General features: G+C 68.5%; 12 protein-coding genes. 7 read left to right on the plus strand and 5 right to left on the minus strand.

Annotation, left to right across the window (positions count from 1 at the left end; genetic code table 11):
* The 3 genes from AC1DKV_RS37795 to AC1DKV_RS37805 form a co-directional block, all read left to right on the plus strand.
* The coding region (locus AC1DKV_RS37795) for a circularly permuted type 2 ATP-grasp protein (protein ID WP_477139450.1) at positions 1-1,958 on the plus strand (1,958 nt) is incomplete at its 5' end.
* Entirely contained in the window at positions 1,955-2,878 is a 924-nt protein-coding gene (locus AC1DKV_RS37800; RefSeq protein ID WP_441650393.1) for a transglutaminase family protein, read from the plus strand. The genes AC1DKV_RS37795 and AC1DKV_RS37800, both read left to right, overlap by 4 nt.
* A 72-nt stretch (positions 2,879-2,950) precedes the next feature.
* Positions 2,951-3,880, plus strand: a complete 930-nt coding sequence (locus tag AC1DKV_RS37805; protein WP_477139451.1) for an alpha-E domain-containing protein — start codon at positions 2,951-2,953, stop codon at positions 3,878-3,880.
* Positions 3,881-4,903: 1,023 nt separating this feature from the next.
* Here the strand turns inward: AC1DKV_RS37805 and gatB are convergent.
* The 5 genes from gatB to gatC form a co-directional block, all read right to left on the minus strand.
* Positions 4,904-6,364: an Asp-tRNA(Asn)/Glu-tRNA(Gln) amidotransferase subunit GatB gene (gatB, locus tag AC1DKV_RS37810; RefSeq protein ID WP_477139452.1), complete on the minus strand. Its 1,461-nt coding sequence runs from the start codon at positions 6,362-6,364 to the stop codon at positions 4,904-4,906.
* 119 nt (positions 6,365-6,483) lie between these two features.
* Positions 6,484-7,467, minus strand: coding sequence for a dienelactone hydrolase family protein (locus AC1DKV_RS37815; RefSeq protein WP_477139453.1), 984 nt, complete (start codon positions 7,465-7,467; stop codon positions 6,484-6,486).
* Positions 7,464-7,928, minus strand: coding sequence for a hypothetical protein (locus tag AC1DKV_RS37820; protein ID WP_441621303.1), 465 nt, complete (start codon positions 7,926-7,928; stop codon positions 7,464-7,466). Before AC1DKV_RS37820 ends, AC1DKV_RS37815 begins: the two co-directional genes overlap by 4 nt.
* Positions 7,925-9,430, minus strand: a complete 1,506-nt coding sequence (gene gatA, locus AC1DKV_RS37825) for an Asp-tRNA(Asn)/Glu-tRNA(Gln) amidotransferase subunit GatA (RefSeq protein WP_477139454.1) — start codon at positions 9,428-9,430, stop codon at positions 7,925-7,927. Before gatA ends, AC1DKV_RS37820 begins: the two co-directional genes overlap by 4 nt.
* Before the next feature lie 94 nt (positions 9,431-9,524).
* The gene (gatC, locus tag AC1DKV_RS37830) at positions 9,525-9,824 is read right to left on the minus strand and encodes an Asp-tRNA(Asn)/Glu-tRNA(Gln) amidotransferase subunit GatC (RefSeq protein ID WP_441621299.1); all 300 of its coding nucleotides are present in this window, start codon (positions 9,822-9,824) and stop codon (positions 9,525-9,527) included.
* Positions 9,825-10,530: 706 nt separating this feature from the next.
* Here gatC and AC1DKV_RS37835 point away from each other — a divergent pair.
* The 4 genes from AC1DKV_RS37835 to mrdA form a co-directional block, all read left to right on the plus strand.
* Entirely contained in the window at positions 10,531-11,574 is a 1,044-nt protein-coding gene (locus AC1DKV_RS37835; protein ID WP_477139455.1) for a rod shape-determining protein, read from the plus strand.
* A gap of 198 nt (positions 11,575-11,772) precedes the next feature.
* Positions 11,773-12,816 carry a rod shape-determining protein MreC gene (mreC, locus tag AC1DKV_RS37840; RefSeq protein ID WP_477139456.1) on the plus strand — a complete coding sequence of 348 codons (1,044 nt, stop codon included), beginning with the start codon at positions 11,773-11,775 and terminating at the stop codon, positions 12,814-12,816.
* Complete coding sequence (mreD, locus tag AC1DKV_RS37845) at positions 12,813-13,325, plus strand: rod shape-determining protein MreD (RefSeq protein ID WP_441621295.1); 513 nt, start codon at positions 12,813-12,815, stop codon at positions 13,323-13,325. The genes mreC and mreD overlap by 4 nt, the downstream gene beginning before the upstream one ends.
* Before the next feature lie 106 nt (positions 13,326-13,431).
* The coding region (gene mrdA, locus AC1DKV_RS37850; protein ID WP_477139457.1) for a penicillin-binding protein 2 at positions 13,432-15,621 on the plus strand (2,190 nt) is incomplete at its 3' end.

Genomic DNA, 15,621 nt, shown 5'->3' on the forward strand with positions numbered 1-15,621 from the left:
CCATCCGCACGGCCGGCGCGGTCACGCAGCTGACMGCGGCCGGCGCCGCGGGCGCGGCGGCCGCGGCCGGCAAGCACGTGGTGCTGCTGACCCCCGGCCCGTACAACGAGACCTACTTCGAGCACACTTTCCTGGCGCGTTACCTCGGCATCACGCTGGTCGAGGGCAAGGACCTGACGGTGCGCAACGAGGTGGTCTACCTGAAGACGCTGGCCGGGCTGGAGCGCGTGGACGTGATCCTGCGCCGGCTCGACGATGCCTATTGCGATCCCGTGGAGTTGCGCCAGGATTCCACKCTTGGCGTGCCCGGGCTGCTGCAGGCGATGCGCGCGGGCAACGTGCTGGTCTCCAACGCACCGGGTTCCGGCTTCATGGAAACGCCGGCCATCCACGGCTTCCTGCCGGGCATCGCGCGCGAGCTGCTGGGCGAGCCGCTGCTGCTGCCCAGCGTGCCGAGCTGGTGGTGCGGCGAGGCCTCGGCGCGCGCGCAGGCGCTGGCGCAGTTCAGCGAAGCGTTCCTGATGCCGACCTACCCGCGCGGGCTGGCGCAGCCGTGGGAAGGCCCGCGCCTGGGCATGGAGCTGGGCCTGCAGCGGCTGGCAGACTGGCGCGAGCGCATCGAACAGGTGCCCGATCTCTTTACCATCCAGGCCGACCTGCCGCTGTCGCACGCGCCGCGCTGGGAGGGGCCGCACATCGGCTCGCGCGCGGCCATGCTGCGGGTCTTCGCGATCGCCGACGGGCGCGGCGGCTGGCAGGTGATGCCGGGCGGCTTCACGCGGCTGGCGGGCGAGGGCCAGCCGGGGGTGTCGATGCAGCTCGGCGGTTCCAGCGTGGACACCTGGGTGCTGTCGAGCCAGCCGGCGCAGCCCGCGCCGGTGCCGGCCACGCCCATGCTCGGCGCCGCGCATCCCGGCCGCGCGGCCAAGCCGCTGGCGGTGTCGAGCCGCGCCGCCGAGAACCTGTTCTGGGCAGGCCGCTACGCCGAGCGCGCCGAAAACAACGTGCGCCTGTGCCGGCTCGTGCTGGGCTCGATCGAAAGCAGCGACGAGCGCGACGACAGCGTGCTCGACGTCATCGGCGAGCTGGTGGTCGCCTGCGGCCTGCTGCCGACCGGCGCGCCGCAGCCGCGCGCATCGCTGCGCGTGTTCGAGCGCAGCCTGGTGGCGGCGCTGGCCGAAAGCGCCGGCTGGACCAGCGTGGGCCAGAACCTGGCMAGCCATGTGCTCGCCGCCACCGAGATCCGCAACCGCCTGTCCAACGACCACTGGCGCATGATCCTGGCCGCCCGCAACGATTTCGGCGACGCCATGGCGGCCGCCTGCACCGGCGCGTCCGGCAGCGGCGACTGCGGCTACTACGACCGCCCGCKCGTGCTGGCCGCGCTCGACCATCTCGGCATGCAGCTGGCCGCCATCAGCGGCGCCCAKGGCGACCGCATGATGCGCGACGAGGCGTGGCGCCTGCTGTTCATCGGCCGGCATATCGAACGCGTGTCGACGCTGTCGACCTTCCTGGAAGTGTTCACCCGGCACGGCGCGCTGCTGCACCGAAGTGGCTTCGACCTGCTGCTGCACCTGTTCGACAGCACGCTCACCTTCCGCGCGCTCTACCCCGGGCGCACCGACGTGCCGGCGCTGGTCGAGCAGGTTGTGATCGAACCCACCAACCCGCGCGGGCTCTACGGCGTGCTGGCGCGGCTGCGCGTCAAGCTTGGCCAGCTCACGCCGCCGGCCAGCCCGGCGGGCACCGGACGCACGCCACTGCCGCAATGGCTGCCCGCGGTGGAGGCACTGCCCGGCTGGGATGCACTATGCCGGCGCGACGAAAGCGGGCAATACACCAATCTGGTGCAGGCGTGCGACCAGTTGAGCAGCCTGGTGGGGCAGCTCTCCKACGAGATCAGCGCGCGCTACTTCAGCCACGCCGGCATGGCCGGCGTGCGGGTGCGGCCATGAGCGTGCCGGCCAACGATCCGGCGGCCGCGGTGCCCGCCCCCGCCGCGCTCACAGTGCATCACAAGACCACCTATGAGTATTCCGCGCCGGTGGAGAATGCCCAGCAACGCGCCGTGGTGTACCCGGTGACGTGCCCGTGGCAAACGGTGCTGTCGCACAGCACGCAGGTCGAGCCCGAGCCTTCGCACCAGCATGCCGGCACGGACGCCTTCGGCAACCATGTGCTGTACTTCACCATCGACGTGCCGCACGACTTCATGCAGCTCTGCTGCGAGAGCACGGTGCGCGTGCTGCCGCGCTGGGACGCGCTCGATCCGGCCGCCAGCATGCCGTGGGAAGACGCCGTCGCCGCGCTGCGCTTTCGCGCCGGGCAGGCCTTCCGGCCCGAGAGCGAGTTCTGTTTCGCCTCGCCCAACGTGGCCCTGCATCCGGACCTGAAGGCTTATGCGCTGGCCAGCTTCGCGCCCGGCGTGCCGGTGGTRGCCGGCGCCATCGACCTGATGCACCGCATCCACGCCGACTTCGAGTACGAGCCCGAGGTCACCGAGGTGGCCACCCCGGCGCTGCAGGCCTTCGCGCTGCGCAGCGGGGTTTGCCAGGATTTCGCGCAGGTCATGATCGGCTGCCTGCGYTCGCTCGGCCTGGCCGCGCGCTATGTCAGCGGCTACCTGCGCACGGAGCCGCCGCCGGGCCAGCCGCGGCTGATCGGCGCGGATGCCTCGCACGCCTGGCTGTCGGTGTATTGCCCGCTGACCGGCTGGGTCGACCTCGATCCCACCAACGACGTGCTGGCCGACACCGGCCATGTGACGCTGGCGTTCGGGCGCGACTATAGCGATGTCTCGTTGCTGCGCGGCGTCATCGTGGGCGGCGGCGCGCATGGCGTGGACGTGGAGGTCAGCGTGCTGCAGGTGGAATAGGCAGCGCCCCGACGCGGCTGGCAAGCCAATTGCCTGTGTTGTGCAGGGGTTGCCGAAAAAAGGGGAGTCAATATGCTGAGCCGCACCGCCKACCACCTGTTCTGGATGGCCCGCTACACCGAGCGTGCCGAGAACACCGCGCGCATGCTCGACGTCAACCACCAGACCGCGCTGCTGCCGCAGTCGCGCGACGAGGCCCGGCAGGGCTGGCTGGCCATGCTCGACGCGACCGAGCTCACGCCGGTCTTTGCCGAGCATCACGGCGCGGTGGTGCACGAGGAAGTGCTCGACTTCATGGTGCGCGACCTCAGCCACCCGGCCTCGATCATGTCCTGCCTGCGCGCCGCGCGCGAGAATGCCCGCGCCGTGCGCGGCGCCCTGACCACGCCGTTGTGGGAAACCATCAACACCACCTGGCTCGATGTCCAGCAGATGGTCGCCGACGGCATCCTGCGGCACGATCCCGCGCAGTTCTTCGAATGGGTCAAATTCCGCTCCCACCTCACGCGCGGCGTCGAAGCCGGCACCATGCTCAAGGACGAAGCCTATTGCTTCATGCGCCTGGGTACCTTCCTCGAGCGCGCCGACAACACCGCGCGGCTGCTCGACGTCAAGTTCCAGGCCACCGACCCGGGTAGCCAGCAGGGCGACTTCTACCAGTGGGCCGCGGTGCTGCGCTCGGTCTCGGGGTTCGAGATGTACCGCAAGGTCTATCGCTCGGCGGTCACGCCGGAACGCGTGGCCGAACTGCTGATCGTGCATCCCGACATGCCGCGCTCGCTGGCGGCCAGCCTGCGGGAGGTGGTGTCCTTGCTGGCGCAGGTGCGCAATGTGGCTTCAGCGGAGACTGAGAGGCGTGCGGGCAAGCTGCATGCGGAGCTTAAGTTTGCCCGGATMGAGGATATTTTTTCTGTCGGGATTCATGGGTGGTTGGGGGATTTCTTGCGGAGGGTGCATGAGGTGGGGAGTGGGGTGAGTCATAGTTTTTTGATGCGGGGGTGAGGGGGGCTGCGGGGGGTGTGTTTCGACATCAARGTCAAATTATTTAAAAGCTTAAAATCAACATCAAAGTCAAAGGATTTAACTTCAAGGTCAAATTCTTTAAAAGCTCAAAATCAACATCAAAGTCAAAGGCTTTCGCTCCCCCGGAGCGACCTACTTTCTTTTTTCCGAAAAGAAAGTAGGCAAAGAAAGCGGACTGCCTGGCCGGCAGGGGCAGAAACGTTGGKATTTCTGGTATTGCTGGTTTCGTCGTGGGGTTTGTGGTTCTACTGGCATCCTGCCGTTACCGGTGCTGGCGGCCACAATCCTGCTGGAGGTGGTGGTTTCGGGGTCAGGCCTATGATGGCGAGCACACTGCTTGTTCGGCCATCTGCCGTCACCGGCGCTGGCCACCACGACGTAGCACTCTCATGGTTTCGTGGTGGGCGTGGTGGCCCCGGCTTGAAAAGGGAACCAACTACACCCGCGCCCCGGTCCACCGCGCCCACCACGAAACCAGTGCCGTTCCCATGACGCGCCCATCCACCCCGGTCGCGGCAGCAGCCTGAACCACCTGGGCCGCCGCCATCATGCAGCGCCGCCACGAATCGGACACCGCCCGCGACGCCGCAGGCGAGCAAGCCGGTAGCGTCAGCAGTCGAGCCGAAGCCACGAGACCCACCACGAAACCAGCGTCAGACTTGAAGTCTGAGCGCCCAGCCTTCTGCAAGAATCGCTTTCTTTTGGTTACTTTTCTTTTCGAGAAAAGAAAAGTGACACTTACATGTGTGCGAACGGGCTATCAAGCCCGGGCCGCCAGGCCCACAGAGACAAGCAGACTCCACCAAATACGCCAAAATAAACCAACCAAAGCCCAAGCCGCCAGGCCCACAGAGACAAGCAGACTCCACCAAAGACGCCAAAATAAACCAACCAAAGCCCGKGCCGCCAGGCCCACAGAGACAGGCGCACTTGCATGCACCTGAAGGACCCAAAAGGCCCGGGCCGCCAGGCCCACAGCAACCCGGGCAAGAAGGCCAATCCTCATGCCCCCAACTTCTTCCTCAACAACTCATTCACCTGCGCCGGGTTCCCCTTCCCCTTGGTGGCCTTCATGGCCTGCCCGACCAGGGCATTGAACGCCTTCTCCTTGCCGGCGCGGAATTCCTCCACCGACTTGACGTTGGCGGCCAGCACGTCGTCGATGATCTTCTCCAGTTCGCCCGAGTCGGACATCTGCTTGAGGCCCTTGGCAGCGATGATGGCGTCGGCGTCGCCGCCTTGCTCGCCTGCCCATATGGCCGGGAACACGTCCTTCTTGGCGGTGTTGTTGGACACCGTGCCGTCGGCGATGCGCACCAGCAGCTTCGCCAGCTGGGCGGGCTTGACCGGGGCGGCGTCGAGCGCGATGCCTTCGCGATTGAGCAGGGAGGACACGTCGCCCATCAGCCAGTTGGCGGCGGGCTTGGCGTTGGCCGCGCCGGCTTCGGCAACCACGGCTTCGAAGTAGCCGGCAAGCGGCTTGGAAGCGGTCAGCACGCTGGCATCGTAGGCGGACAGGCCGTACTGCGATACCAGGCGCGCCTGCATKGCCGCGGGCAGTTCCGGCAGCGCGGCCTTCACGCGTTCGATCCAGGCGGCGTCGATCTCGAGCGGCAGCAGGTCGGGGTCGGGGAAGTAACGATAGTCGTGCGCGTCTTCCTTGGTGCGCATGGCGCGCGTCTCGCCGGTATCCGGATCGAACAGCACGGTGGCCTGCTGGATCTCGCGGCCGTCCTCGATCTCGGCGATCTGCCACTGCACTTCGTACTCGATGGCCTGCTGCAGGAAGCGGAACGAGTTGAGGTTCTTGATCTCACGGCGCGTGCCCAGCTTGGGGTTGCCGTACGGGCGCACCGATACGTTGGCGTCGCAGCGGAAGCTGCCTTCCTGCATGTTGCCGTCGCAGATGCCCAGCCATACCACCAGCGCGTGCAGGGCCTTGGCGTAGGCCACGGCCTCGGCCGCGCTGCGCATGTCGGGCTCGGTGACGATTTCCAGCAGCGGGGTGCCGGCGCGGTTCAGGTCGATGCCGGTCATGCCGGCGAAGTCTTCGTGCAGCGATTTGCCGGCGTCTTCCTCGAGGTGGGCGCGCGTGAGCTGCACGGTCTTCTCGTAGGTCTCGCCCTTCTTGCCCTCGACCTGGATGCTGATGCTGCCGCCTTGCACTACCGGGAGCTCGTACTGGCTGATCTGGTAGCCCTTGGGCAGGTCAGGGTAGAAGTAATTCTTGCGCGCGAAGACGCTGCGCGGCGCGATGGTGGCGCCGATCGCCAGGCCGAACTCGATGGCGCGCTCGACCGCGCCGCGGTTGAGCACCGGCAGCACGCCGGGCAGCGCCAGGTCGACCGGCGAGGCTTGCGTGTTCGRCGCCGCGCCGAAGGCGGTGGAGGTGCCGGAGAAAATCTTGKAGGCCGTCGACAGTTGCGTGTGCGTCTCGAGGCCGATCACCACTTCCCATTGCATGGCGGTATTCCTGTTCGTGTGCGGTATGTGTTGCTACTTGTACTGCGTCGTTCGTTGTTCGTCGTTCGTGCTTTGCTGCTTTCGTGTTCCTGCACGCCGCGTGCCCCGTGCCGCTACGCTCAGGGATTCGGGCTGGCCAGCCATGAATCCAGCTGCGCCAGCGCCGCGTCGCGCGCGACCGGGTCGGCGCCCACCGTCACGCCCCGGCCCGGATGCGTGCCGTTGGGCACGTCGCGCCGCACCCGCAGCTCGCCCGCGCCTTCGAAGGCGTCGAAACCGTGGTAGGCGCCAGGGTAGATCTCCAGGCGGAAGCGCGCCTCGGGCTGGCGCGCCGCCACGGCTTCGCGCAGCATGGCGCAGCGCGTGGCKGGGGTCCAGTCGTCGGCGCCGCCGGTCATCAGCAGCAAGGGCGCGCGCAGGCGGAAGCCATGGCGCTGCACGGCGCTCTTGCAGCCCGGGTAGAAGGCCACGGCGCGTTCGATGGACGGTGCGCCGGCGGGCCAGTCGCGGCTKGCGTCGATGGCGCTGAGCACGGCCTGCGCGCCGTTGGACCAGCCCAGCAGCACGATGCGGCCGGTGTCCACGCCGGGCTGCCGCGCCAGCCACTGCAGCGCGGCCAGCACGTCGCCGCGCCGCACGGTGTCGTCGATGTCGCGCGTGGCCATGGGCTCGGTGCAGATGCCCTGCGGCTTGCCGCGCGGGGCGAAGCTGTCGGGCAGCAGCACTGCGTAGCCGCGCGCGGTGAGCCACCGCACGTAGTCGCGGTAGCGCGCCTGCAGCGCCGCTGCGTCGGTGCCGCCGCGCTGGTAAAGCCCGGCGCAGCCGTGCAGCGCAACCACTACCGGCATGGCCTGCGCGGGCGCGGTGGCGCCGTGTTGCGGCACGAACCAGTAGGCGTCGAGCGGCTTGCCTTCGTCCGTTCCCGGGAAACGCACCGCCTGCGCCGCCGGCATGGCGGACTCCGCGGCGGCGGCCGGCACCGAGGCCTGCGCGTGCATGGCGGGGCTTGCCAGCAGCGCGGCGCCGGCGCCGAGGCACAAGGCCGCGGCGCGCAGGGCGCGAAGGGGGAAGAGGAGCAKGGGCAAGGCCCGGGTGAGTTTCATCGGATCTGGGCGCAGCCGCCGGTGCCAGGTTCGAACATCACCGGCCAGGCCTCTTCATAGATGCCCGGCGAGCAGCGCTGCTGGCAGTTGGCGTGCGCCAGCGTGACACGGCGCGGGTCCTGCCAGACCATCAGCTTGCAGGCGCTGCCGTCGTTGGCGCGCAGCTCGATATGCGGCTTCTTCTGGGTCTGGCGGAACTCGGCCAGGTTGAAGCTGCACGAGCCGCGCTTGCCCACCCACAGTTTCCACGACAGCTGCTGCACCGTGTTGTCGGCCACGCGCAGCTGCGCGTCCTCGCGGAAGCCGTCCTCCTCGGTACGGCGGCAGTCGCCGGCCAGGTCGATGTCGCGGCTGGCGATCGGCGTGGGCTGGCCGAAGCGCGGCAGCGGAATGCAGGCGGCCAGCCCCGCGGCCAGCGCGATGCCGCCCGCGATGCGAACCAGCCAGCGCCGCGCCGTCATGCCTGCGCGGGCCGGCGCAGATGCCAGTCCGTGGCTTGCTGGAACGCGTGCGCGGTCTGCAGCAGCTCGGCTTCGCCGAAGTAGTTGCCGATTAGCTGCAGGCCGACCGGCATGCCGCCTTCTCCCAKGCCGCAGGGCACGCTCATGCCGGGCAGGCCGGCCAGGCTGGTCGACAGCGTGAAGATGTCGGCCAGGTACATCTGCACCGGGTCGGCGCTCTTCTCGCCAAGCTTCCACGCCACCGTGGGCGCCACCGGGCCCATGATCACGTCGCACTGGGCGAAGGCGCGCTGGAAGTCCTCGGAGATGATGCGGCGGATCTTCTGCGCCTGCAGGTAGTACGCGTCGTAATAGCCGTGCGACAGCACGTAGGCGCCCACCATGATGCGGCGCTTGACCTCGGGGCCGAAGCCTTCGGCGCGGCTCTTCTTGTACATGTCCATCAGGTCGCGGTACTCGGCGGCGCGGTGGCCGTAGCGCACGCCGTCGAAGCGCGACAGGTTGGACGAGGCCTCGGCCGGCGCGATGATGTAGTACACCGGGATCGACAGCTCGGTCTTGGGCAGCGAGACCTCGACCAGCGTGGCGCCGAGCTTCTCGTACTCGGCCAGCGCGGCGCGCACGGCCTGCTCGACGTCGGCCGACAGGCCCTTGCCGAAGTATTCCGTGGGCAGGCCGATGCGCAGGCCCGACAAGGGCTTGGCGGCACTGGCGCCGGCGCGCGGCTGGCCGAGCAGGCGGGTGAAGTCTTCGTCCACGCCGCCCTGCGCGGGCGCKAGGCTGGTCGAGTCGCGCTCGTCGAAGCCGGCCATGGCGCCCAGCAGCAGCGCGCAGTCTTCGGCGGTGTGCGCCATCGGGCCGCCCTGGTCCAGCGAGGAGGCGAAGGCGATCATGCCGTAGCGCGACACGCGGCCGTAGGTSGGCTTGATGCCGGTGATGCCSGAGAACGASGCCGGCTGGCGGATCGAGCCGCCGGTGTCGGTGCCGGTGGCGGCCGGCGCCAGGCCCGCGGCCACGGCGGCCGCCGAGCCGCCCGAGGAGCCGCCCGGCACGCGCGCAGGGTCCCACGGGTTCTTGACCGCGCCGAAGTGCGAGTTCTCGTTGGACGAGCCCATCGCGAACTCGTCCATATTGGTCTTGCCCAGCGTGACCATGCCGGCGGCGCCCAGGCGCTMGACCACGGTGGCGTCGAACGGGCTTTCATAGCCGGCMAGCATGCGCGAGCCGGCTGTGGCGCGCCAGCCACGCGTGACGAACACGTCTTTGTGGGCGATCGGCACGCCGGTCAGCAGGCCGGCTTCGCCGCGCGCGCGGCGTTCGTCGGCGGCGCGCGCCTGCGCCAGGGTCAGCTCGGGGTTGACGTCGACGAAGGCGTTGAGCGCGGTGGCCTGCTCGATGCGGCCAAGGTAGTCGCGCGCCAGTTCCTCGGCGGAAACGGTGCGCGCCGCCAGCGCGTCGGCGAGCTGGCGCAGGGAGGTCACTGAAGTTGCGGAAAAGGACATGTCGGTCGGTATGGCTTGGCAGGAGGGGCGGCCGGCGCGCGGCAAGCCGGCGCGGCGGGAGCCGCCGGGTTCGGGGGCCGTGAGGCGCTGACCTTTACTCGATGACCTTGGGCACCAGGTACAGGCCGCCTTCGGTGGCCGGCGCGGGGCGCTGGTAGTCGTCGCGGCGGTCGGTTTCGGTCACGGCGTCGTCGCGCAGGCGCTGCGACATCTCGCGCACGGTGGACAGCGGGTGGGCCAGCGGTTCCACGCCGGTGGTGTCGACCGCCTGCATCTGTTCGACCAGGGAGAAGAATTGATTGAGCTGCACAAGGGTATGCCCTGCCTCGTCATCGTTGATCTCGATGCGGGCAAGGTGGGCGATGCGCTTGACGTCGGATAGGTCGAGAGCCATGGCTTGGGTCGGTGCGTGGTCGATGCGAAATCGGTGTTGTATCGGCGTGATGGCGGGAGGCGAATCCGGAAGCGGGCGCGGTAGCGAGAGGCAAGGCGCGCGCCGCCGGGGCGGGCGGGGCGAGTGCTGCCGGGAGCGCCCCGGAATCGTCAAAGTTACACGTTTTTTCGAGGAAGAAGCCMCCGAAACAGGGGGAATTATAAGGTATCATTGCGCGTTGCCATTCCCTGGCAGCGCCTTCGTCACATTGGTGCAAATCCGCGCCCGCTGGAGCTTTCCGGTGGAACCCGCGGCGCACACGCAGTGCACCGTCGCCCCCGTACCGCCCTCCAGGCCGCCCTTGTCGCGGCAAGCCGGCGGCGGACGCCGGGCCGAGGGCAACCAGGAAGGCAGGCAAGGGCCCTCTGATTAGGCCGCCCCGGCCGGCAATTTTTTGTAATTGCCGCGCGGTTCCACCGAACTTTTAGGCGTGGTCTAATCAAAGGTTCCCGTAGAGGCTGTTCCCGCCCCCGGCGGGCGGGCCTCGGCTGGCGGCCCCGTCCCGGCTGCCGCGCATCTCCGGATGACGCGGCGCCGGCGCGGCGCCGGGCTCGCCGAACGGTGGGGGGCCTTGAATACCACCCGTCGCAACGAATTTCGTGGCTGGCCCGATAGCGGCGCCGGCCGCTTCGCATACCTCGCGAACCACCAGAAAACAGGATTCCTGATGTTCGGATTTCTCCGCAGCTATTTCTCCAACGATCTCGCGATCGACCTCGGCACGGCCAACACCCTGATCTATATGCGCGACAAGGGCATCGTCCTGGACGAGCCCTCGGTGGTGGCGATCCGCCAGGAAGGCGGACCCAACGCCAAGAAGACGATCCAGGCGGTGGGCAAGGAAGCCAAGCAGATGCTGGGCAAGGTGCCGGGCAATATCGAGGCGATCMGCCCGATGAAGGACGGCGTGATCGCCGACTTCACCGTGACCGAGCAGATGCTCAAGCAGTTCATCAAGATGGTGCACGACTCCAAGCTGCTGCGCCCGTCGCCGCGCATCATCATCTGCGTGCCGTGCGGCTCGACCCAGGTCGAGCGCCGCGCCATMCGCGAATCGGCGCTKGGCGCCGGCGCCAGCCAGGTGTACCTGATCGAGGAGCCGATGTCGGCCGCGATCGGCGCGGGCCTGCCGGTGTCGGAGCCGTCGGGCTCGATGGTGGTCGATATCGGTGGCGGCACCACCGAGGTGGGCATCATCTCGCTGGGCGGCATGGTCTACAAGGGCTCGGTGCGCGTGGGCGGCGACAAGTTCGACGAAGCCATCGTCAACTACATCCGCCGCAACTACGGCATGCTGATCGGCGAGCAGACCGCCGAGGCCATCAAGAAGGAAATCGGCTCGGCTTTCCCGGGCTCCGAAGTCCGCGAGATGGAAGTCAAGGGCCGCAACCTGTCCGAAGGCATCCCGCGTGCCTTCACGGTGTCGTCCAACGAAATCCTCGAAGCGCTGACCGATCCGCTCAACCAGATCGTCTCGGCCGTGAAGATCGCGCTGGAGCAGACCCCGCCGGAACTGGGCGCGGACATCGCCGAKCGCGGCATGATGCTGACCGGGGGCGGCGCGCTGCTGCKCGACCTGGACCGCCTGCTGGCCGAGGAAACCGGCCTGCCGGTGCTGGTGGCCGAAGACCCGCTGACCTGCGTGGTGCGCGGCTCCGGCATGGCGCTCGAGCGCATGGACAAGCTCGGCAGCATCTTCTCCTACGAATAACGAGTCAGCGAGAGGATATCGCTCGTGGCGCGACACGGCCTGCCGGATCACCTGGTCGGGGCCTCGCCGCGTCGCGCCGCTTCCCCGACCCGGCCCGGCCCAGGGTATCGCACGACCCCGCCTGACTCCCGCCAACCCGGCGGGGCGGCGGCGTTGCGTCCGTGGGGCCGGGAGACCTTTCCGCCAGCGCACGGGTAAATGGATTACACTCCGCCGCCGCTCTTCAAGCAGGGCACTTCCGCCGTGGCGCGCCTCGTCTTCTATGTGACGATCGCGCTGGTGCTGCTCATCGTCGATGMGCGCTTCGATGCCTTGCGCGTGGTGCGCCAGGTCGCCGCCACCGTGCTGATGCCGGTCGAGCGTACCGTGCTGGTGCCGCGCGACGCGCTGCGCACCGCGTTCGACTACGCGCAATCGTCGGCCACGCTGGCCAGCGAGAACCGCGAACTCAAGCGCCGCGCCGTGACCGAGGCCGAAGGCTCGGTGCGCCAGTCCCAGCTCGAGTCCGAGAACAACCAGTTGCGCAAGCTGCTTGGCCTGCAGCAGCAGTCGGCCACGCCGGTGACGGCAGCCGAGATCCTCTACGACGCGCGCGATCCGTATAGCCAGCGCATCGTGATCGACCGCGGCAGCCAGCACGGCCTGCGCGCCGGCTATCCGGTGATCGACGAACGCGGCGTGATCGGCCAGATCACGCGCGTCTCGCCGTTCCAGTCCGAAGTCACGCTGCTGACCGACAAGGAACAGGCCATTCCGGTGCAGGTGGTGCGCAACGGGCTGCGCAGCGTMGCCTTCGGCGGCGCCCGTGCCGGCCTGCTCGACCTGCGCTTCATGGCGGCTTCGGCCGACCTGCAGCAGGGCGACCTGCTGGTGACTTCCGGTCTGGACGGCACCTACCCTCCCGGCTTGCCGGTGGCCAAGATCGTGCAGATCGAGCGCAAGGCCGACACCGCGTTCTCCCGCGTGTACTGCGAACCGGTGGCCGGCGTGCGCTCGCACCGCCAGCTGCTGGTGATCCGCTACGAAGCGCAGCTGCCGCCGCGCGAGGCGATCGACGGCCMGCGCGACGCCAAGGAAACCAGGAGCGGCCGGGCCGGCCGGCCCGGGGTCAGGGATGCCGAGCGGGGAGGCGACAAGCCGGCGGCGAAGCCCGCGGAAAAGCCGGCCGAGAAGCCCGCCGAGAAATCCACGGAAAAAGCCGCCGACAAGCCCGCCCCCGCCGCCAAGGAGGTCAAGCGGTGACCAATCCCCAATACCTGCTGCGACCGGTCAACCCGGCGTTCATCGCGCTGAGCTTCGTGCTGGCCTTCCTGTTCAACCTGATGCCCTGGGGCTCCACGTTGTGGATTCCCGACATGGTGGCGCTGGTGCTGGTGTTCTGGAACATCCACCAGCCGCGCAAGGTGGGCATGGGCGTGGCGTTCGCGCTGGGCCTGCTGATGGATGTGCACGATGCGCGCCTGCTTGGCGAGCATGCCATGGCGTACACCCTGCTGGCCTACTTCGCCATCACCATCCACCGCCGTGTGCTGTGGTTCACGGTCTACACCCAGGCGCTGCACGTGTTGCCGCTGCTGTTCATGGCGCACGCGGTGCCGGTGGTGATCCGCCTGGCCATGGGCGCGCCGCTGCCGGGCTGGCAGCTGCTGCTGGCGCCGGGCATCGAGGCGCTGCTGTGGCCGCTGGCCACCAGCATGCTGCTGGCGCCGCAGCGGCGCAGCGCCGACGTGGACGAGACCCGGCCCATATGACGCGCCGGCGCGCCGGCAATAGCGATCCGGCAATAGCTTGACCCTCAACCGAGTACCGCCGCGCCCCTTGCGGGTGCGCGGCACACCGCAAGGCTGACGCAGTACCATGACCGAAATCCGCAATGTCGAACAGGAGCTCGGCCGCTTCCGCATCCGCGTGGCGGCCGCGGGCCTGTTCGCCGTGATCTGCTTCGGCCTGCTGTTCAGCCGCTTTCTCTGGCTGCAGTGGTACAAGCACGACCAGTACTCGGCCAAGGCCGAGGACAACCGCATCTCGGTGGCGCCGATCGAGCCCAACCGCGGCATCATCATGGACCGCAACGGCGTGGTGCTGGCGCGCAACTATTCGGCCTACACGCTGGAAATCACGCCGTCCAAGCTGTCCGACACGCTCGACAACACCATCGAGTCGCTCAGCCAGCTGGTCGACATCCAGCCGCGCGACCGCCGCCGCTTCAAGCGGCTGATGGAAGAATCGCGCAGCTTCGAGAGCCTGCCGATCCGCAGCCAGCTCACCGACGAGGAAGTGGCGCGCTTCTCCGCCCAGCGCTTCCGCTTTCCCGGCGTGGACGTGCGCGCGCGGCTGTTCCGCCAGTACCCGATGGGCGAGTCCGCCTCGCACGTGATCGGCTACCTGGGCCGCATCTCGCAGCGCGACCAGGAGCGCATCGAGGCCATGGACGAGGCCAACGACGCCGAGGGCGCCAAGTACGATCCGCGCAAGGACGCCGACAACTACAAGGGCTCCAACTACATCKGCAAGATCGGCATCGAGCAGAGCTACGAGACCGAACTGCACGGCCTGACCGGCTTCGAGGAAGTGGAAGTGAGCGCGGGCGGCCGCCCGATCCGCACGCTGTCCACCTCGCCCGCCACGCCCGGCAACAACCTGATCCTGTCGCTCGACATCCGCCTGCAGCAGCTTGCCGAGGCGTTGTTCGGCGACAAGCGCGGCGCGCTGGTGGCGATCGAGCCGGCCACCGGCGACATCCTGGCCTTCGTGTCCAAGCCGACCTTCGATCCCAACCTGTTCGTCGAAGGCATCGACAGCAACGCCTGGAACGAGCTCAACGGCTCGCCCGACAAGCCCTTGCTGAACCGCCCGCTGCGCGGCACCTACCCGCCGGGCTCGACCTACAAGCCGTTCATGGCGCTGGCGGCACTCACCACCGGCAAGCGCACCGCGGCCTGGGGTTTCCACGATCCGGGCTCGTTCACGCTGGGCAATCACACGTTCCGCGACGACAAGCCGGGTGGCCACGGCTGGGTGGACATGCAGGCCTCGATCGTGCAGTCGTGCGATACGTACTACTACATGCTGGCGCGCGACATGGGCGTCAATGCCATCCACGATTTCATGAAGCCGCTGGGCTTCGGCCAGATCACCGGCATCGATATCGAAGGCGAGAGCCGCGGCATCCTGCCGTCCACCGACTGGAAGCGCCGCGCCTATCGCAAGGCCGACCAACAGAAATGGTATGACGGCGAGACCATCTCGCTGGGCATCGGCCAGGGCTACAACAGCTTCACCATCCTGCAGCTGGCCAACGCCGTGTCCATCCTGGTCAACAACGGCACCGCGATGAAGCCCCACCTGGTCAAGGCGGTGGAGGATTCCGTGAGCCGCGACCGCGAGCTCACGGTACCCAAGGAAAGCTACCGGCTGCCGCTCAAGCAGGCCGATATCGACGTGATCAAGCGCGCCATGGTGGGCGTGACGCACTCGGGCACCGCTGCCCGCGCCTTTGCCGGCGCCGCCTACGAGTCGGCCGGCAAGACCGGTACCGCACAGACCTTCACCGTGGGCAAGAACGAGAAGTACAACCACCACGCGCTCGACGAACGCAAGCGCGACCACGCGCTCTATACCGCCTTCGCCCCGGCTGACAACCCGAAGATCGCGCTGGCGATGATCGTGGAGAACGCCGGCTTCGGCGGCGCGGTGGCGGCGCCGATCGCACGCAAGGTGATGGACTACTACCTGCTGGGCAAGTGGCCCGAGGAGCTGGCGGACATTGCGCCGCCGGCATCCGAGCGCGCCGGAGGCAAGCCGCCCGTGGACACGCCCAGTGTGTTCACCACCGGCCAGACCGCCAGCATCGCCAGCGCCACCGTGATGGGCGCCAGCGAGGCCGCCGCCACCAGCAGCGCCGCGGCCAGCGGTGCCGGCGCCAGCGCGCCGGCGGCACGCCCTGGCGCGGCGTCGGCCACCGCGGCGGAGGTGATCGACCCGGCCGCCATCGCGCCGGCCTCGGCGGTGCAGACGCTGGACCAGCGCATGGCCCAGGCGCTCGGC

It is taken from the genome of Cupriavidus sp. 05T41 (assembly GCF_056396525.1).

Bases quoted from the DNA above. Each gene is read 5' to 3' on its own strand.
- gatC (WP_441621299.1), bottom strand. From the start codon at position 9,824: ATGGCTCTCGACCTATCCGACGTCAAGCGCATCGCCCACCTTGCCCGC.
- AC1DKV_RS37820 (WP_441621303.1), bottom strand. From the start codon at position 7,928: ATGACGGCGCGGCGCTGGCTGGTTCGCATCGCGGGCGGCATCGCGCTG.